The organism is Sulfurospirillum sp. HTRB-L1, from assembly GCF_059415125.1.
The window spans coordinates 1-17,245 of record NZ_JCAHZR010000011.1 but is presented as its reverse complement, the minus strand read 5'-3'; the positions used below and the strand labels follow the sequence as shown (position 1 = coordinate 17,245).

The 17,245-nt window shown below is 50.4% G+C and carries 18 protein-coding genes; 6 read left to right on the top strand and 12 right to left on the bottom strand.

Translation table 11 applies throughout. The annotated features are described in order from the left end of the window. Positions 1-62 precede the first annotated feature (62 nt). The 4 genes from AC5SLM_RS13370 to AC5SLM_RS13355 are packed head-to-tail and all read left to right on the top strand — an operon-like array spanning position 63 to position 5,678. Complete coding sequence (locus tag AC5SLM_RS13370) at positions 63-446, top strand: FixH family protein (RefSeq protein WP_495251472.1); 384 nt, start codon at positions 63-65, stop codon at positions 444-446. After that, complete coding sequence (locus AC5SLM_RS13365; RefSeq protein WP_495251471.1) at positions 446-1,627, top strand: TolC family protein; 1,182 nt, start codon at positions 446-448, stop codon at positions 1,625-1,627. Before AC5SLM_RS13370 ends, AC5SLM_RS13365 begins: the two co-directional genes overlap by 1 nt. Then, positions 1,624-2,607 carry an efflux RND transporter periplasmic adaptor subunit gene (locus AC5SLM_RS13360; RefSeq protein ID WP_495251470.1) on the top strand — a complete coding sequence of 328 codons (984 nt, stop codon included), beginning with the start codon at positions 1,624-1,626 and terminating at the stop codon, positions 2,605-2,607. Before AC5SLM_RS13365 ends, AC5SLM_RS13360 begins: the two co-directional genes overlap by 4 nt. After that, positions 2,601-5,678: an efflux RND transporter permease subunit gene (locus AC5SLM_RS13355; RefSeq protein WP_495251469.1), complete on the top strand. Its 3,078-nt coding sequence runs from the start codon at positions 2,601-2,603 to the stop codon at positions 5,676-5,678. Before AC5SLM_RS13360 ends, AC5SLM_RS13355 begins: the two co-directional genes overlap by 7 nt. 37 nt (positions 5,679-5,715) lie before the next feature. Here AC5SLM_RS13355 and dbpA read toward each other — a convergent pair whose 3' ends face one another. Next, positions 5,716-7,062, bottom strand: a complete 1,347-nt coding sequence (gene dbpA, locus AC5SLM_RS13350; RefSeq protein ID WP_495251468.1) for an ATP-dependent RNA helicase DbpA — start codon at positions 7,060-7,062, stop codon at positions 5,716-5,718. Between the two features lie 81 nt (positions 7,063-7,143). Here dbpA and AC5SLM_RS13345 point away from each other — a divergent pair, with 81 nt between their 5' ends. After that, positions 7,144-8,106, top strand: coding sequence for an SPM autocatalytic domain-containing protein (locus AC5SLM_RS13345; protein WP_495251467.1), 963 nt, complete (start codon positions 7,144-7,146; stop codon positions 8,104-8,106). A 6-nt stretch (positions 8,107-8,112) separates the two neighbouring features. Here AC5SLM_RS13345 and AC5SLM_RS13340 read toward each other — a convergent pair whose 3' ends face one another. The 4 genes from AC5SLM_RS13340 to AC5SLM_RS13325 all read right to left on the bottom strand — a co-directional run bounded on the left by AC5SLM_RS13340 (position 8,113) and on the right by AC5SLM_RS13325 (position 11,663). After that, positions 8,113-9,303 (bottom strand): methyl-accepting chemotaxis protein, encoded by a 1,191-nt coding sequence (locus AC5SLM_RS13340; protein ID WP_495251466.1) that lies wholly within the window; start codon positions 9,301-9,303, stop codon positions 8,113-8,115. A gap of 248 nt (positions 9,304-9,551) precedes the next feature. Next, positions 9,552-10,055 (bottom strand): hypothetical protein, encoded by a 504-nt coding sequence (locus tag AC5SLM_RS13335; protein WP_495251465.1) that lies wholly within the window; start codon positions 10,053-10,055, stop codon positions 9,552-9,554. Positions 10,056-10,142: 87 nt separating this feature from the next. Then, on the bottom strand, positions 10,143-10,328 hold the full coding sequence (locus AC5SLM_RS13330) for a YgaP family membrane protein (RefSeq protein ID WP_495251464.1): 186 nt from the start codon (positions 10,326-10,328) through the stop codon (positions 10,143-10,145). A 9-nt stretch (positions 10,329-10,337) separates the two neighbouring features. After that, positions 10,338-11,663, bottom strand: a complete 1,326-nt coding sequence (locus AC5SLM_RS13325) for an FAD-dependent oxidoreductase (protein ID WP_495251463.1) — start codon at positions 11,661-11,663, stop codon at positions 10,338-10,340. A gap of 245 nt (positions 11,664-11,908) precedes the next feature. Between AC5SLM_RS13325 and AC5SLM_RS13320 the strand changes: the two genes are divergently transcribed. Next, a complete protein-coding gene (locus AC5SLM_RS13320) occupies positions 11,909-12,214 on the top strand; it encodes a hypothetical protein (RefSeq protein ID WP_495251462.1) in 306 nt (101 codons plus the stop codon). Here the strand turns inward: AC5SLM_RS13320 and AC5SLM_RS13315 are convergent. The 7 genes from AC5SLM_RS13315 to fdhD all read right to left on the bottom strand — a co-directional run bounded on the left by AC5SLM_RS13315 (position 12,209) and on the right by fdhD (position 17,090). Continuing rightward, a complete protein-coding gene (locus AC5SLM_RS13315; RefSeq protein WP_495251461.1) occupies positions 12,209-12,811 on the bottom strand; it encodes a LysE family translocator in 603 nt (200 codons plus the stop codon). The two genes, AC5SLM_RS13320 and AC5SLM_RS13315, sit on opposite strands and share 6 nt — an antisense overlap. Positions 12,812-12,843: 32 nt before the next feature. Then, positions 12,844-13,629: a helix-turn-helix domain-containing protein gene (locus AC5SLM_RS13310; RefSeq protein ID WP_495251460.1), complete on the bottom strand. Its 786-nt coding sequence runs from the start codon at positions 13,627-13,629 to the stop codon at positions 12,844-12,846. A 1-nt stretch (position 13,630) separates the two neighbouring features. Continuing rightward, a complete protein-coding gene (gene selD / locus AC5SLM_RS13305; protein ID WP_495251459.1) occupies positions 13,631-14,662 on the bottom strand; it encodes a selenide, water dikinase SelD in 1,032 nt (343 codons plus the stop codon). A gap of 8 nt (positions 14,663-14,670) precedes the next feature. Continuing rightward, positions 14,671-15,255, bottom strand: a complete 585-nt coding sequence (gene yedF / locus AC5SLM_RS13300) for a sulfurtransferase-like selenium metabolism protein YedF (protein ID WP_495251458.1) — start codon at positions 15,253-15,255, stop codon at positions 14,671-14,673. 91 nt (positions 15,256-15,346) lie between these two features. Next, positions 15,347-15,529: a sodium-dependent tyrosine transporter gene (locus AC5SLM_RS13295; protein WP_495251457.1), complete on the bottom strand. Its 183-nt coding sequence runs from the start codon at positions 15,527-15,529 to the stop codon at positions 15,347-15,349. A gap of 48 nt (positions 15,530-15,577) precedes the next feature. Further along, a complete protein-coding gene (locus AC5SLM_RS13290; RefSeq protein ID WP_495251456.1) occupies positions 15,578-16,315 on the bottom strand; it encodes a winged helix-turn-helix domain-containing protein in 738 nt (245 codons plus the stop codon). Continuing rightward, on the bottom strand, positions 16,308-17,090 hold the full coding sequence (fdhD, locus tag AC5SLM_RS13285) for a formate dehydrogenase accessory sulfurtransferase FdhD (protein WP_495251511.1): 783 nt from the start codon (positions 17,088-17,090) through the stop codon (positions 16,308-16,310). Before fdhD ends, AC5SLM_RS13290 begins: the two co-directional genes overlap by 8 nt. Positions 17,091-17,245: the final 155 nt, after the last annotated feature.

Sequence of the window (17,245 nt, the reverse complement as noted above, 5' to 3'; positions counted from 1 at the left end):
GCGTTCCATAAATCTTGCACACAAGCACCCTATACTGTTTTTATCTTTTTAAAGGAGTATGTATGAAACGAGTCTTAGGAATTTTGCTTGTCCTTATGGTGGGCGCGGGTAGCCTTTGGGCAAATGCTTTTTCACGCACCGTATCTGCGGGAGAACTTAGCGTAACGTACAACAGTGCCAAACCTATCGCACGGGGCGAAAACCACATCACCGTCCAAGTGCGCCAAGGGGAGGTGGAGATTAAAGATGCCAAGGTGACTTTTGTGGCCTTCATGCCCGAAATGCCCGGCATGCACTACATGGAAGAAAAAGTAGAAGCCCCTTACCTAAACGGCGCCTACCAAGCCAACGTTTTTCTTTCCATGAATGGCACATGGCAGATTCACATTTTCATCGAAACAGCCGATGGCAAAAAACAGCGTGCGCGCTCTAGCGTCACCCTCTAATGAAACGCTTCCTTCTTTACGTAGCCCTCGCGGGCTACGCCCTTGCCAACTCCGTAGCGTACGAACGCGCCTTAGAGCACAACCCTCAACTGCGCGCTTTGTATGCCCAACTCCAAGCATTGGAAACAGAGGTAACGCTTGCAAGCCTCTGGGAAAACCCAACCCTTACCCTAGAAGTCATGGACATTCCTTTTGACAAACCACTCACCCGCAACCAAGAGATGCAAAGCGAATCCATCTCTCTAACGCAAGTGATTCCCACCGGCTCAAAACGCACCCATGCGGCCACACTAGCGCGACAAGAAGTGGAAATCAAAGCCCTAGAGATTGTCCAACAACGCCTTTGGCTTGCACTGCAAATTGGAGTGTTAGAGCAAAGACACTGGCAACTCACCCGCGATTTGGCCTTAACCAAGGAGGCTTCAGCACTCCTAGATACCCTCTTGGCACTGCGCCTTTCTTACAATGCCACCTCCAGCCAATTTTCCCAAAGCGTTGCCCTCACTCTCTCTCAAAAAACCCTTGAAGTAGAAAAACGCACCCTTGAGCGTGCGCAAGCAACTCTGGTGCGTGAACTGGAACAACTCGTAGGTACCTTTGCCTCCTTTAGCCCAACAGACACTGGCATACTGCCCTTTGCGTTTGAGGTTGGTGTTGAGGATATTTCTAGCAACCCCCAGCTTCAAGCAGCACTTCTAAAAAGCCGTCAAGGACAGACCCTTGTCGCCCTTGAAGCTTCCCAAAAAACTCCCGATGTGATGCTAAAACTTGGCTACAACAGGCGAGAAGGCAAAAGGGATGACGGCTTTTTAGAGGTGGGTTTCTCTTTGCCGCTTTATGGCAGGGAAACCTTGCGCACCCACAAAGCACACTTTGCACAAACCGCCCTAGACGAAGAGGTGACCGCCTTGCGCCAACGTCTCACTTTTGAACTGCACGACACCCTTTTAGAGCGTCAACTGCAAGAGGAAAAGATTGCCCTTTACCGCGCCCTTGTCGCCCAAAGCGAAACACTCTACGCCGTGCTTGAAGAGACAGCATTTTCCCAACCCCAATCCCTGCCCTCTTTACTAGAAGCGCTTCAAACACAATTAGAAGCCAAAAAACTGCTGAGTGAAGCCGTGTATGGCCACAATGTGGCCGTACTGCAAGTGCGTTATCTTTTAGGAGTTTTACCATGAAAAACATGCTACTGCTGTTACTTTTACTCAAACCGCTACTCTTTGGAGTGCAAGCATTTAACCTTCAAACCGTAGCCGTAGAGCGTGTCACCCAAGGGGCCAGTAAAACCTTTTTTGGCACCACCGCCGTTCCTGATGGGAGTGTCAAAGAGATAGTGTTACGCTACGATGCCTTTGTAGAAGCCTTACATGCAAGCGATACGTTCACGCCCATTTCCCTTGGCCAACCCCTTGCACGCCTTTACGCGCCAGAAGTGTACACCGCGCAAGTGGAGCTAGTACACGCCCTGCGCCTTGGCTCGGCCTCACTCATCCAAAGCGCCACCCAAAAACTCACCCTCCTAGGAGTGCCAGAACAAGAGATAGCGCGTGTTTTACAAGAAAAAACCCCCGCCAAAACCTTTACCCTGCCTTCCCCTTTTCAAGGCACCATCACCCAAAAAAACATTAATGCGGGAAGCTTTATCCCTGCGGGTACACCGTTGTATGGAGTAAGCGACTACAGCACCTTGTGGATCACTGTTAATGTGTACGAACGGGATATTGTCTTTGCCAAAAGCGCTCAAAAAGCCGAGGTTGTGTTTGACATGGACCCAGCACACACGCACCTTGCAACCCTTGAGCGCATTTTACCCCGCATCGACCCTCAAACCAAAAGCGTGCAAGTACGGCTCTCTTTGTTAAATCCTCAAGGTGCCGTGTTTGAAAATGCTTTTGCCAAGGTGAGTCTTGGCACACCAGAGCGCTCCTACCTTGCCCTGCCAGCCACAGCCGTGCTCACTAAAGGCCAAAGGCATTTTGTGTTTAAAAAAGGGGAATTTGAAGGTGAGTATGACCCCATACCCATCCAAGCCAAACGCCTCAACAACGGCACGTTTGAAATCCTAAGCGGTCTTCAAGAGGGGGATGAAGTGGCTGGCAACGGACTTTTCATGCTTGATAGCGATGTGCAAAACTTTGGAGGAGTCTCTCCATGGTAGAAGGAGTCATTGAAAAAAGTTTACGCAACAAAGCCACCGTTGTTTTGGTCTTTTTTTTAGGAGCCATCCTCTCCGTGTGGGCCATGCGTAACACGCCGCTGGATGCCCTTCCTGACCTCACCCCTCCGCAAGTCATCATCAGCGTTGAGTTTCCAGGACAATCCCCAAGCGTCATTGAAAACCAAGTCATTTACGAACTCACCAGCGCCTTGTTAAGCGTGGCTAAAAGCAGTACTGTTCGCGCATTTACCGCTTTTGAAAACGCTTTGGTGTATGTGATTTTTGAAGAAGGCACCGACTTGTACTGGGCACGAAACCGTGTCAATGAGGTGCTTTCTGGTCTTTCTAACACCCTCCCATCCCAAGCCAATGTCCGCCTTGGGCCTGATGCAACGGGTATTGGATGGGGATTTGAATACGCACTGGTTTCAAAAACCAAATCCTTGCAAGAACTGCGTAGCCTCCAAGACTACCTTTACCGCTACGCCCTGCTGGGTGTCAAAGGGGTTAGCGAAGTAGCCAGTGTGGGCGGGTTTGTCAAAACATACGAGCTCACCTTGCGCCAAAGCGATTTAATCAAATACAACCTTAGCCTGCAAGAGTTGCGCGAGGCACTGGAGCAAAATAACCGTGATACGGGCGGTAGGGTCATCTTGGAAAACGGATTTGAACAGATGGTGCAGGCTAAAGGCTACATCGCTTCTGTAGAAGAATTGCTGGCGATTCCTTTGCTAACCCGCAATGGCATTCCCCTCACCCTAGGCGACGTGGCAGAAGCCACCATGGTGCCCGCTTACCGCAACGGGCTTGCAGAGCTCAATGGCCAAGGCGAAGTGGTGGGCGGGATTGTGGTGGTGCGCCACAAAGAGAACGCGTACGAAGTGATTCAAGCCGTCAAAGAGCGGTTACGCACTTTACATGTAGAGGATGTAGAAGTGGTCACGGTGTACGACCGAAGCGCGCTGATTGAAGCTTCCATCGACACACTAAAGCGCGTTTTACTGGAAGAGAGCGTTGTCGTGTTTGTGGTTGTGGCCCTTTTCTTGCTCCACGTGCCAAGCTCCCTTGTGGTGCTTATTGTCCTGCCACTCACTATCGGCCTCACCTTTTTAGCCATGAAACTCTTTGGAGTCGAATCCAACATCATGAGCCTTGGAGGCATTGCTATTGCCATTGGGGCGATGATTGATGCGTGTGTGGTGATGCTTGAAAATGTCCATAAAAAACTAGGCGGCAGAACTAACGTCCCCGCCAAAGAGCGCCTTGAACTTATTGCCTCCTCCTCCAAACAAGTAGGACGGCCTATCTTTTTTGCCCTGCTGATTGTCGTGGTGAGTTTTTTGCCTATTTTCTCCCTAGAGGGGCAAGAAGGAGCACTGTTTCGTCCGCTGGCCTTTACCAAAACCTTTGCCATGCTCATTGGAGCGGTGCTAGCCATCACCCTTGTGCCCGTGCTTATGGCGTTTTTCGTGCGTGGAAAGTTGCGCGCCGAGGAGGCAAACCCCCTTAGCCGTTTTTTCATCGCCCTGTATGGGCCTCTTTTAAAGTTTTTTATGCGCTTTTGGTATCTAGGCTTGCTGGGTTTTGCCGCCTTGGTCCTCCTTGGCTATTTCACCTACGCCAAGCAACGCTGGGAATTTATGCCGCCTCTGAATGAGCACACCTTCATGTATATGCCCGTCACCTCAAGCGGGATCAGCATCGAAACCGCCCGTGCGTATGCCCAGCAAAGCAACGCCATCTTAACAAGTTTTCCTGAAGTGCAAAGCGCTTTTGCCAAGGTGGGACGTGCCGCAACCGCCACCGACCCGGCGCCCCTTTCGATGATTGAGACGATTATTGAACTCAAGCCCCAATCCCAATGGCGCGAAGGCGTGACCTTTGCTTCCTTACAAGAAGAGATGAACGCCAAACTCCAACTGCCTGGCCTTGTCAATTCATGGACCTACCCCATTCGCGGGCGCATTGACATGCTCATCACAGGGATTCGCACACCTGTTGGCATCAAAGTGTACGGGGATGATGACCACGCGTTAGAAAAAACCGCAGCAGCTATTGCGGCCACACTTGCCACCCACCAAGGCACCCGCAGTGTTTTTGCCGACACCGCCAATAGCGGGTACTATCTTGACATCACCCTTCTTCCCGAAGCCCTTGCCTTGTACGGCATGCACAAAGAGGAGATTCTTGAAGTTATCGATGTGGGCATAGGCGGGATGCGCATCACAACCTTTTTAGAAGGTATTGAGCGCTATGGCATCACCTTACGCTTGGAAGAAAAGTACCGCAAAGACCTAGAAGCTATCGCGGCCTTGCCCATTAAAACCCCTTTTGGTTTTCAGCCTTTGGAGACATTTGCATCGCTCTCCTACACCCTAAGCCCTGGGGAGCTAAAGTCAGAAATGGGCAAAAAAGTCACCTACGTGTACATCACGCTGCATGAGGGGGTTTCCTCTAAAACCTACAAGGAAGAGGCTTCTTTATTGCTTGCCGAGCAGGTGCAGATGCCCCGAGGTTTTTACCTTGAATGGACAGGCGAGAGCGAATACCTTGAAAGCGCCCTAGAGCGTCTTGGCCTCATTATCCCTCTGGCGCTTTTGCTTACGTTTGTGCTGATTTACATGGGACTTGGTTCGCTCTCTCAAGCATTGCTTGTGTTTTTAACCTTGCCTTTTGCTGTTGTGGGCGGACTGTTGTATGTGGATTATCTTCATTTTAATCTTTCGGTGGCAACCATAGCGGGATTTTTGGCTTTGCTTGGTATCGCGGTAGAGACGGCCATTGTGATGATTATCTACCTCAACGAAGCGGTGGCAAAACTGACCGTACACACCAAAGAAACCCTGCGCCAAGCGGTGTTTGAGGGGGCCGTCTTGCGGGTTCGACCCAAACTTATGACCGTACTTTCGACCCTTTTGGGCCTTTTGCCCATCATGTGGGCGCAAGGGGCAGGCAGTGAAGTGATGCAACGCATCGCCGCACCGATGATTGGGGGATTGGTCAGTTCGGCGATTTTAACGCTCTTTATCATCCCCGTGATGTATTACAAACTCCAAAAAGAAGACCAATAGTCCTTTACATGTAAGGGAAAATCCTTACATGTAAAGGTTACAACACCCACGTAGGAAAGATTTTTTTCTTCACTTTAAAGCGTTTTTCTTTGACCTCATCCACCCGTGCTTGGGAGATGGCCACGTAGCTTTGCTTGTCGTAAATGTCGATTTTGCCAATCTCTTTGGCCTCTAGTCCCATCTCGCCCGTGAGCGCACCTAAAATGTCGCCAGGGCGCAATTTGTCTTTTTTGCCCCCTTCAAGCACCAAGGTGCGAAAGGGAGGTTTCATGGAAAAACCGCGGCTTACATGTAAGGAATCTTCGCGCTCAAACTGGCGAAAGGGGGCTTCGTACTGGGCGATTTTTTCCCATTCTCTTGAGGTGTAAAGGCTCACCGCCAACCCCTCTTCCCCCGCGCGCGCGGTGCGTCCGATGCGGTGGGTGTAAGACTCTAGGGTGTGGGGCAAGTCGTAGTTGATGACCATGGCAAGGGCTTTGATGTCAAGACCGCGCGCGGCGACTTCGGTGGCCACCAAGACCGAACAGCTGTTGTTAGAAAACTGCACCAACACGTCGTTGCGCTGGTACTGTTCCAAATCTCCGTGCAAGGAAAGGGCGTCCACCCCGTGGGCAAACAAAAAATCTGCCACCGCGTTGGCCTCCACCTTGGTGTTCACAAATACAAGGGCATTGCTAGGCTTAAAGGTCGCAAGCGCGCGCAAAAGTGCTTCGGGCTTCGTGGAGGTTTCGTAAAAACGCTCTATTACACGGTTGTCTTGCGCTTCCACTTCCACACTTTGAGGTTCACGCTGAATCCGCTGGCTCAATGCCACAATATCTTCAGGAAAGGTCGCCGAAAAGAGCAAGGTTTGGCGCGTGCTTGGCACAAAAGCGATGACCTCTTCCACTTCTTCCAAAAAGCCCATGTCGAGCATCCGGTCGGCCTCATCTAGTACCAACGTCGTAGCGTTTTCTAACACCAAGGTCTTTTTTTGCAAGTGCTTCAGCACGCGCCCAGGTGTGCCCACCACCACGTGCGCCCCGTGCGCCAACGAGCCAATCTGCGGCCCAAACGCCGTGCCACCGCACAAAGTTAAAATCTTTAGATTAGGCGCAAAGCGGGCGATGCGGCGCAGTTCCTTAGCCACTTGGTCGGCCAGTTCGCGGGTGGGACACAGCACCAACGCTTGGGGCTTAAACGAGCGCACATCTAGGCGCGCCAAAAGTCCTACCCCAAAAGCGGCGGTTTTTCCACTGCCCGTTTTGGCCTTAGCGATGAGGTCATGGCCTTCTAGGATGCGCGGAAGCGCGGCTTCTTGGATGGGGGTCATGGCATCAAACCCAAGGCTCTCTAGGGTTGCAACTAAGGGGGCGGGCAAGGAAAGGGTAGCAAAAGAAGGCATGGGGTCTCTTTTTTGGTGAAGTATACCCAAAATAGACGCTCTTTTTTGCCGATATACCTCCAAGACACTAAAGGAGATGCCATGCATGTCACCCAAAGCAATTACCAAACCTCTTCTTCTTACCATTTTGAACGTACCCAAAGTACTAGCGTTCGCGTAGAATCTACAGCATCCTCCCAAGCTTCTCAAGTGTTCCAAGCTCCAGCGCTGATGACCCTTGAGTTTTCGGACACCTTGGGCATGGACGAGGAGTATGCAAACCTAGACCCACGCTACAGAATGCTTCTTTCGCTCCTAGAGCACATGTTTGGCAAAGGCGCCCTCCATGGGGCAAAAGGAGCGCGTTTTCACACGACTTCACCGGCTAGCCTATCGTCCACCTTACCCCAATCTTCTTCGCCCATCGTGCATTACCAAGCAAGTCTTGAGGAACACCAAGCCCAAGTGGTGGAGATTCACGCCAACATCGACCTCAAAAGCGGCGAAAAGGTGGACGTGTCGCTGAGCCTGCGTTGGGAACAAAGCTTCCTAGAAAAAGAGACGTTTAGCCTCCAAAACGGACAAATCTTTCGTGACCCGCTCATCCTCTCCCTAGATGGTTCTCAACCTCTTGCGCACACCACCTTTGCCTTTAACCTTCAAGGCAACGAGGGAAAACTGGTCCACCTAGGCGCCAACAGCGGCTACCTTGTGCTGGATAAAAACGGCAATGGGGTGGTGGATAATGGAAGTGAGTTGTTTGGGCCCTCAACGGGCGAAGGCTTTAAAGAACTGGCGCGCTTGGATGAGGATGGCAACGGGTGGATTGATGCAAACGATAGCCTTTTTTCCCAACTCAAATTTTGGCATGTGAGCGCATCGGGCGAGCAGTTACTAAGCCTTGAAGAAGTGGGAATCGGGGCACTCTCGTTACATGTAACCCCGATGGATTACGTGCATAAAGCCAACGCTGACACTCCCTTGGCCGCTTTTAAAAACGTTTCTTTGGGCCTTACCACAGAGTATCAAGGCGCGGCGTTGTTCGAGGTGGACATCGCCACTTAAAACATTTTACATTCTCTCTTTAGAAGAAGCTTGTTTGGCCGAGAGCGACAGGCTAATCTCGGCAATGACATCTAGCTTTTGCGTGATGTCCTTCATGGCTTCACTTTCCCCTTTGGCCGCAATGCTAATCTTCTCAATCTCCTGCTGTGTCGTGACGATTTCATCGACCGTTTTTTGAAGGGCAGGAACGATGCTGTTAACCATCTGCTGTACTTGCTTGATGGAAATATGAATATTGTCCGTCAAGCGGTTGCTTTGGTCGGAGAGCTTGCGCACTTCACTTGCCACGACCGCAAACCCGCGTCCGTGTTCGCCTGCGCGGGCCGCTTCGATGGCGGCGTTAAGCGCCAAAAGATTCGTGTCGCTGGCAATGTGCTTGATGGAACTGGTGATGGAGCCTATCTCTTCCACGGCATTCATGAGGCTTTGGGCAAGGGTGTTGGTTCCTTGCACATTTTGCACTTCGCCCGTGAGCTTACTGTACACAAGCGCGATGGTTTTGGCGGTTTCTTCGATGGAGCGAAAGGCTTCTTGGGTGATGTGGGAAATCTCCTTGGTTTGGTCGGCGAGTGTCGTGGAAACCGCACACGATTCTTGGAGGATTTTTTGAGAATTGATACTCGTGACAATTTGCGCCAACGCACTCACACTCGCAGGTGTTGCCGTGCGGGGTGGACTGGGGATGATAACCACGTCTTGTTTAAGCGCATTGCCATAGGTGGTGTGCAACGCTTTTCCGCGCGACACGTATCCGTCTGTCCCAACCACATACCGTACGCTAGCGAGCTTTTCTCGCACTTGGGTATTGTCCCACTCTTCAAAGGGGACGATGGTGTAGGTCACATGGGTGAGTTGGTACTGTTTTAAAAACTTGAGCATGACATTAGCACCCGAAGTGCTGTTATTGAAAATCACCACTTCTTCGCCCGCAGGAATCCGACTCGCCGCTACGAAAAAATCCGTTGGGGGCACAAACTCAACGGCAATCACCCGTTCTTTGCCGTACTCTTTCACCATCTCATCATAGCGGTTCACAAAACACACGATCAAATCAAATGCCCCTGCATCATACCGTTTGTAGTTTTGTAAAGTTGCGGCTTGGTAAGTCACGGCATTTTTGAGCGTCGCATCCACAAGAGAGACAAGCTCTTGGGTGGTTGCGTCATTGGCACCAATTAGAAGAAGGGAAGCACTCACGATGACTCCTTTTTAACATAGCGTCTTGCCAAATCCATCGCATAATGCTTTTGGAAAGACCCTTGTGCAGAATAACATCACGTAGTGTACCAAATAATTTAGACAAAAAAGGGATATTTAATTGTAAGTTATAAACTTAATAATTTTATCTAAAAAAATTTAAAGATTACTGTTTTTGTGCTGTAGTGCCTTTTTACATGTAAAGGGATTTTTGCCTCCCCTTTACATGTAAAAGCGTATTCGGAGTTTTAATCCTGTGTAGCGGGCGTGTATTTTAACACCGTGCGGGCAAAGTCTACGTTTCTAAAAAACAGCAGTTCAAACACGGGGTCAAGGTGCAACACCCCTTCTTTTGGTTCTTCAAAAGGTGGCACTTCAAAGCCCACACCGATTTTGGCATTTTTGGGCTTCACGCGCACGCGCAAAGGAGCGAGGGCTTTGGCCATATTGAGGGCATTTTTTTGTTTTTTTTCATCCAAACCTTCTAGGAGATTGCGGGAAGTGCGGGGGGCAAAAAGAAGGGTTTCAAGCAAGTCTACCTTGTCTTTAAAGACCACTTTATTCCATTGCATGATGAGCTGTTCGGTGCGAATGTCACAAGATGTTTGCAACAGGCCGTGGGGCTTGGTAGCGCGAATCGTTTCAATGAGGCCAAGCAAAAAATTGGCTCCACCTAGCGCGGTAGCCGCTTCTGTAAGACGGGTGTGAAAAAGTGTTTTTGTGGCGGTATCGTACTGGTGAAAAGGATGCATGAAATGGCCTTTGGGAGAGATGTGGAAGTATAGCCAAAGTTTAGGCCAAAGCGTCCTTACATGTAAAGACGCTTTGAGGCCAAAAATCTAGTTTTTCCACTTTCCTATGTAGTGTTTTACGTTACACAACGGGCAATAATTTAGAGTGCCAAACACGATGGGCACAAGCCCCAAAAGTCCCCAATAGCTCTGAAAAATCAGGCCAAGCGTGACGATTATCACGCCTGCACTGATGCGAAAAGCCCTACTTGGTTTTTTAATTCCGCATGTCATCATCATTCCTTAGGAAAAAATACTTGCCGTAATGCCCTTGTACCAATCTTTGGTGGCAACAGCGGTGGCTTCATCAGCATGTTCAAAAAGTTCGACCTTCACTTTAACAGATTTTTCCTCTAAGTAGGCTTGGTGCGTCACGGCGATGGCCGTGGTTGGACTGACCATAGAGTAGCACACATTCGCAGGAAGCTGTGCCCCCACGCGTGGGTCACGCCCGCTCAAACGCCGCCCAATCTGCTCGCCCGCAATGAGCCCGCACGAGTTTGCCATTTGGGCACTTTTAGGAAAAGGGTACTCCCCAAGCACGTCGCCCACGATGTACACATCAGGGTCACTCACGCTTTGAAACCCGGGTGCTACCACCCTACCCCACCCCGTGCTGGTCACTTCAAGACCTGCCCCAGTGAGTAAAGAACTGGCTTTGTTGGCGGGGATGATATTGGCATCCTCAAAGGCCAAGGTTTTTTTCACAAACTGCTTGGTGTTCACATCAAAGGCATCGTAAGCAACGACTTTTTTGGCAACATCAATGCCCGTGATATTGCTCGTAGGCAGGTATTCCAAATACCCCTCGTACTTCGCAAAGGCTTCTAAAAAGCCCTTGGACTTGGTGGTTGGCTTGTCTCTGGGGTCCAAAAGCACCACCTTGGCCTTGCGCCCCTTGGCTTGAAAATAGCTCGCAATCAGCGCGGCACGCTCATAGGGCGCAGGAGGGCAACGGTACGCGCCTTTGGGCACGGTGATGACAAAGACCCCTTCTGTAAAGTTTTCCACTTTTTTCTTTAAGGTCAATTGCTCTTCGCCCCCGGTGTAACTGGCAGGAAACAGCGTGCGGCACGCTCTGGCTTCCTCGGCGTCTAGCCCAAAAGGCGCGTAATCGTACTCAATCCCCGTGGCAAGCACCAACAAGGTGTACGCGTATGTGCCCCCAAGGGTCGTGAGGGTTTTGGCCTTGCGGTCGATGCTCACAACTTTTTCGTTCACCACGTCATAGCCGTAGGTGATGGCAGGCTCTAGGGGCGAAAACAACAACTCTTCGTACGTCGTCCCTTCCACGCCACCAATCCACAAGTTGCTATAAGGGCACGAAGCAAAGACGTTTTTAGACTCAAAAATCACAATCTGCGCTTCCTTGTTGTGTTCGCGGATGGCTTTGGCCACACTAAGACCCGCGTACCCACCTCCAACGATGGCCACGCGCGCTTTCCCATTAAGAGGGTGTGTTAGGGGTGCTACTGACGTTTTTTGTACTTCACTTTCTTTGGCTACACCACTGGTCACCACTGCCGCTGCGCCCAATACGCTTAACTTTAATGCATCTCTACGGTTCATTTTTTCACCTTTACTTTTATTTTAATAACGCCCTTGAAGCAAAGCTCCAAAAGCTACGCTAACGCTGTGTTCTCCTCAGCGGAGGGCTCGCGCACCTTTGGTGCTTTGGCTCGCGAGGGCATTATTTTATGGAGACTTTGTTCCAAAACTTGCTCGAATCATAATCTATTTTTTCATCAATGTCAAGTATTTTGACAAGTTTAATCAAGTTTGCTATACTACGCTCATATTTCCAAAGGACGACGATGAAAAGAATAACCTTGGCTTTTTTATTGTTAGTACAACTAAGCTTCGCGGGAGACCCGCACAAAGGGCAGATTTTTTACCAGTATGTGGTTTCACCCATTACAGAACTTCGCGGGGACACCTTTACCAAAACACATACAAAAGCAGAATGGGAAACATTGATGAGCAAAGAGGGAAAAGCATTTTTAAGCACCTACAAGGTACCCCAAGGCACGCTAGATGCGGAAGCCTTGGAGCACTTGAGGGCCTTTTTCGTCCACTACGCCAAAGACAGCGACGTGGTGGCCGTGTGCGGGGAACTATAACCCCACAAGAAGTCCCAATCCAAAAAGGCCAAGCACCACGCCTGAGCCTTTTTGAATCCACCCTATGGCTCCATAAAGCCTTGCTTTGGTGTGGCGGTTTCCCGCAAGCAGTGCCACCACCATGTCCCACGCGAGCACCACACCCACCATCCATGCCCCGTACCAAAGACGCATTTGCATCCCCGTATCTGGGCTAACCATCGCTCCAAACAGCACCCAATAAAACAGGGCATTTTTAGGGTTAAGTACCGCAGAACCAAATCCAAGGGCCACATGTTTGCCCCACGCCTTTACATGTAAGGCTTCACTAGCGCTCTCACGCACCTTTGGGGCACGCAAAAGGTGCCATCCGATGTAACACAAATAGACCCCACCAAGGCTTCGCACCACTACAAATAAGATCTCATGCTGGGTTAAAAGTGCCGCGCTACTCAGCGCCAAGGCGATGTACACCCCGTTGCCAAGGGCTATCCCCAAACACACCCCAAAGGCATAGCGCAACGGCAGTCGCAAGGCCGTTTGGATGATGAGGAAAAAATCAGGCCCAGGACTCAACAGCGCTAAAAAATGCGCCCATGCTACCAAGAAAAACTCCATAATACTCCTTTTGAAAAGGAGTATAGAAAAATCTAGGCTTTTATATCTTGTAAAAAATTGCGTTGGTAGGCTTTGGGGGTTTGAGTGGTGAAGGATTTAAAGTGGTGGTGAAAATGGCTTTGGTCGTAAAAGCCGCACATTTGGGCAACTTCGGCGATGGCGCGGCCTTGTTGGAGGTGGTGGCGCGCCGCTTCGACGCGGCAATTGAGCCTAAAGGCGTGGGGCGTGACACCAACATGGGCCTTAAACGCGCGAATCAGCCCGTATACGTTAGCGCCCGCCTCTTTTGCTAGCTTTTCCAAGGGCAACTCTTGGTCCAAGTCGCACCCTAGCATTTCTAGCACCCGCTCCACACGCGGGTGGGGTAGCAGTGGAGGCAAAAGAGTGACGTGTTCTAACAAGGCGCCAAAAAATTCCGTCAGTTTTTCCTCTTTCTCCATCCTAAACCCCTCAGGGTCCAACAAGGCCCTCACCGCGTCAAAATAGTGCGCCACGAGGAGCGGGTCATGCAAAAGCGGTGTGTCAAAAGGGGCAAAAGTTTCCCGCCCCTGCAAAGACGCACACCAAGCAGTGTCCAGATACAGCATGGCGTAGGTGCGTGGGGCGGAAGGGGAAGGGTTGCACGCATGAAGCACATGGGGGTTGATGAGCGCCAAAGTGCCCTCGCGCAGAGTAAGTGCACGTTCTCCTAGGGTAAAATGCACCTCGCCCTCGGCCACCGCCCCAATGCTTAGGCGTTGGTGCAAATGGGGTTTAAAATGTTCAAAACTGCGCACCGCCAAGCGCGCTTCTGCAAACAAAAGGGTGCTTGCCCTCACCCTAGATAATCCTCAGAGCAACGCTTTCTCGCGCAACCACGTCGCCAATAATGGTGGCGAAGATGTAACCCAAGTCGTGAAGCACAGGTAGGACTGCTCTTGCTTCGTGTTCAGGCAACGCCACCAATAAGCCGCCCGAAGTTTGCGCGTCAAAGAGCGCGATGTCCACGTCGCCTTTACATGTAAGGAAACGCTCAACGTGGGATTTGTTCCCATAGCTTCCCGCAGGGATGATGCCCATGTCTGCGTAGGTTTTAGCGCTTTTTAACACCGGAACCGCCCCTTGGGTAATGCACAACGTGGCATTTTCTCCCGCCATCTCCAAACCGTGTCCCAAAAGCCCAAAACCCGTCACGTCCGTGCACGCACTCACCGACAAAGAACGCAACGCGCGCATGGCATAGACGTTAAGTTGGGCCATGAGTTGCGCGGCTTCGCTTGCCTCGCTTTGGTTTAGCAAGTCCGCTTTGATGGCAGTGGAGAGAATCCCCATGCCAAGGGGCTTGGTAAGCAAAAGCACATCGCCAACGCGCGGGGTGTTGTTGCGCCAAAAACGCTGGGGATGCACCATGCCTGTGACCGAAAGACCATAATACATCTCAGGGGTTTCGATGGTGTGCCCACCTGTGACAACGCCGCCACACTCAAGCACTTTGTCGCGCCCACCTTCTAAGATTTCCCGTAAAAGCGCACGGGGATGGTGGCATCCATCAAACCCCACAAGATTCAAGGCACTCAGCACCTCTGCGCCCATGGCAAACACATCACTCAGGGAATTTGCCGCGGCAATCTGGCCGTACACAAAAGGGTCATCCACCACTGGCGTGATAAAATCCACCGTTTGCACCAAAGCTTGGGTTTCATTGAGCGCATACACGCTGGCATCTTCGCTGCCTTCACTGCCAACAAGCACGTTTGGATGCGGGGCATAAAGGCCGCTAAGGGTGTTTGTGAGATCCTCCGGACCCAACTTAGCAGCACAACCCGCAGCCTTGACGTACTTGGTCAGCTTGGCTTGGTTGTTTAGGTTCATTACATTCCTTAGAGGCTAATCACATCCTGGGCATTTAGGAGCATTTCGATGGTGCTGTACGCATTGCCAATGACCCCCACTTTGAGGGCGTCTTGCACCTTGTAAAACTCCAAGCACACGCCGCACGAGTAGACCTCTACCCCTTTGTCAGCGAGGGCTTTGAGTACGGTGATAACATCACTTCCCTCAGGGGCCGTGGTGAGCAAAACGCCCTTATTAACACAAATAATACGGCTTGGCAGGGCTTTTTGCTCTAGTACGGTTTTTAAAAACCCGACCATGAGCATGGCCCCAAGCTCACCCTCACCTACTTTGTCATCTTTAATAAACAAGGTTTTGTTTAAAAATCCACTAGAAGCTTGGGGTACGATGTCGCAACCATAGCCCTTCACAAGGGTGATGAGCGTTGCATCTCCTTGGGTGCTCTCACGCACTTCGCACCCGCTGTTTTTTCCAAAACGCATGACGTTTTCGCGCGAGGCGACGGAGTTTACAAGCACTTCAAGAACGGCATCCTCTGGCAAAGATTCGAGGGCTTTTTTGGTTTCAAGGACAGGTTGGGGACATTCTAAATTACGGCAATCGATTTGCATTTGTTACTCCAAGGTTATGGGTTTACATGTAAGGGTGTTGGCACTTGAACCTCAAGTCTAGCGGGAGTGCCGACGCGAAGTCGGCAGGGGGTTATTTAAACGTGGCTTCAATCCACGCTTGTGCGGCTTCGACGGTGTCAAATTTTTGACTTTTTGCCACTTGGGTTTCACCTTCGTAAAAGCGGATGCGGATGCCATCTTGCACTTCATCCACTTTGATGCGGGTGATTTTATGGGTGTTAAGGTACACACGGTCGTTAAGTTTGATAAACATGAGAACTCCTTTTTGTTTTGGCGGATTGTAGCACGTTTGAACTAAAAGCTACGAAAAATCACGCTTGTTTCGGGGTTTTAAAAACAGCTCTTTAAAACGCGCATTGGCATAAGCTTCGATGTCTGCTTGCAAGGTTTTGTACGCTTCCATCAGTTCATACGCCTCAGGTGTTAGCGTGGTCCCACCGCTTTCGCCGCCCCCTTTTTGGGTTGCGACCAAGGGTGAAGAGAAACTTTTTTGCAAAATCTGAATGTGGCTCCAGGTTTTTTTGTAATTCATCCCCAGTTTTTCTGCGGCCCCTGCGATAGACCCTGTGCGCGCTACGTCTTCTAAGACTTCGGTTTTGCCTTTGCCAAAGAGCAACTCACCTTTTTCGTTTTCAATCCACGTTTTGGTTTTCACATAAAGCCTAAGGCGTTTTTTCTCCGTAAAACAACCTAGCTCACAAAATTTCACATCAATGCCACACTCTTCTAGTGTGCCGCGAATCTTTTTCAGCCCAAGGCCCGCCGCTGCTGCTCTGGCGTCTTTGCAAAACACTTTTTTGTTTTCATCCAACAAAGGCTCCAAGCGCGCTTTGGCTTCCGCGTCGTATTCGCCATCGCCCTTAAGGGCGCCAAATTGTCCAAGCCCGCACTCACTAATGCGCACGCCCATGGCTTTAGCTGTCTCGCCCACTGTTTTGATGGCTTCTTTTGTTTTGGCGGCAACCTTGTAGGCATCTTTACATGTCAGCTTGCCTTCTTCGTTAAGGTTTTCTTTGATGTGGCGTTCTAGCTCAGACATGGATGCGCTCCGGCGCGTTATAAATGTTCATACGGTCATTACGCGCAAATCCCACCAACGTGAGGTTAAATTTTTTAGCAATCATCAATCCCAAACATGTCGAAGCCGTGCGAGAGACAAGGATGGGAATCCCGTGCATGACCGCTTTGGCGACCATCTCCGAAGAGAGTCTGCCACTCACCATCAAAAACGCTTTGGAAACATCAGCACCCGCTAAGCGCGCTTTGCCAATGGCTTTGTCGATGGTGTTGTGTTGGGCGATGTCTTCACCAATAAAAAAGGTTTTTTCATCAAGAAAAAGCTTCGCCGTGTGCACACAGCCTGTTTGTTCGTACAGCGGGCATTCGGTGTAAAACTGGCCCATCTGCTTAGAAAGGAGTGCCGCTTCGATAGTAAGAGGGTTTTGAATGACTTTGGCCTCAATGGCTTCGGGGTCGATATTGGCGGTCATGCTGCGCCCACAGCCGCTGATGACCACACCCTCGGCATTGAGTTTGCCAATATTGGCGGCATTTACCTTGGCTTCAATCTCTACACCCATGCCATCATTTACAAGTTCCATACGTGTAATATCTTCAAAGCTTTCAATGATGTTTTCACTCATCAAATACCCAAGAGCAAGTGCTTCTTGGTCTACAGGTGTTGCCATCACCGCACCAACGCGCTCGCCATTCACGATGAGTTCAAGCTTGATTTCACGCACCAATGTGTCGTCACTCTCAATCTTTTTTCCGTCTTTTATTTTTATAATCTGTGTGGTAAATACGGGTTCCATCATTGTTTTTCCTTGTCTTGAAGTACGCAATTTTAGCATATTACCCCGCAAGATGCTATGCTAAAACTGCAAAAGGCAGCACCCTTCAAAAAGAGTACCGCCCCTTACATGTAAACAAAAAAGCGCCTTAAATCTCGCCTTTTTCCTTGAGTCTT

Coding starts and splice junctions, on each gene's coding strand:
- AC5SLM_RS13370 (WP_495251472.1), top strand. CDS start 63: ATGAAACGAGTCTTAGGAATTTTGCTTGTCCTTATGGTGGGCGCGGGT.
- AC5SLM_RS13315 (WP_495251461.1), bottom strand. CDS start 12,811: ATGGAGTTTTTCTTGGTAGCATGGGCGCATTTTTTAGCGCTGTTGAGT.
- fdhD (WP_495251511.1), bottom strand. CDS start 17,090: ATGGAACCCGTATTTACCACACAGATTATAAAAATAAAAGACGGAAAA.
- dbpA (WP_495251468.1), bottom strand. CDS start 7,062: ATGCCTTCTTTTGCTACCCTTTCCTTGCCCGCCCCCTTAGTTGCAACC.
- AC5SLM_RS13365 (WP_495251471.1), top strand. CDS start 446: ATGAAACGCTTCCTTCTTTACGTAGCCCTCGCGGGCTACGCCCTTGCC.
- AC5SLM_RS13355 (WP_495251469.1), top strand. CDS start 2,601: ATGGTAGAAGGAGTCATTGAAAAAAGTTTACGCAACAAAGCCACCGTT.
- AC5SLM_RS13330 (WP_495251464.1), bottom strand. CDS start 10,328: ATGACATGCGGAATTAAAAAACCAAGTAGGGCTTTTCGCATCAGTGCA.
- AC5SLM_RS13325 (WP_495251463.1), bottom strand. CDS start 11,663: ATGAACCGTAGAGATGCATTAAAGTTAAGCGTATTGGGCGCAGCGGCA.
- AC5SLM_RS13345 (WP_495251467.1), top strand. CDS start 7,144: ATGCATGTCACCCAAAGCAATTACCAAACCTCTTCTTCTTACCATTTT.
- AC5SLM_RS13290 (WP_495251456.1), bottom strand. CDS start 16,315: ATGTCTGAGCTAGAACGCCACATCAAAGAAAACCTTAACGAAGAAGGC.
- AC5SLM_RS13335 (WP_495251465.1), bottom strand. CDS start 10,055: ATGCATCCTTTTCACCAGTACGATACCGCCACAAAAACACTTTTTCAC.
- yedF (WP_495251458.1), bottom strand. CDS start 15,255: ATGCAAATCGATTGCCGTAATTTAGAATGTCCCCAACCTGTCCTTGAA.
- AC5SLM_RS13320 (WP_495251462.1), top strand. CDS start 11,909: ATGAAAAGAATAACCTTGGCTTTTTTATTGTTAGTACAACTAAGCTTC.
- AC5SLM_RS13295 (WP_495251457.1), bottom strand. CDS start 15,529: ATGTTTATCAAACTTAACGACCGTGTGTACCTTAACACCCATAAAATC.
- selD (WP_495251459.1), bottom strand. CDS start 14,662: ATGAACCTAAACAACCAAGCCAAGCTGACCAAGTACGTCAAGGCTGCG.
- AC5SLM_RS13360 (WP_495251470.1), top strand. CDS start 1,624: ATGAAAAACATGCTACTGCTGTTACTTTTACTCAAACCGCTACTCTTT.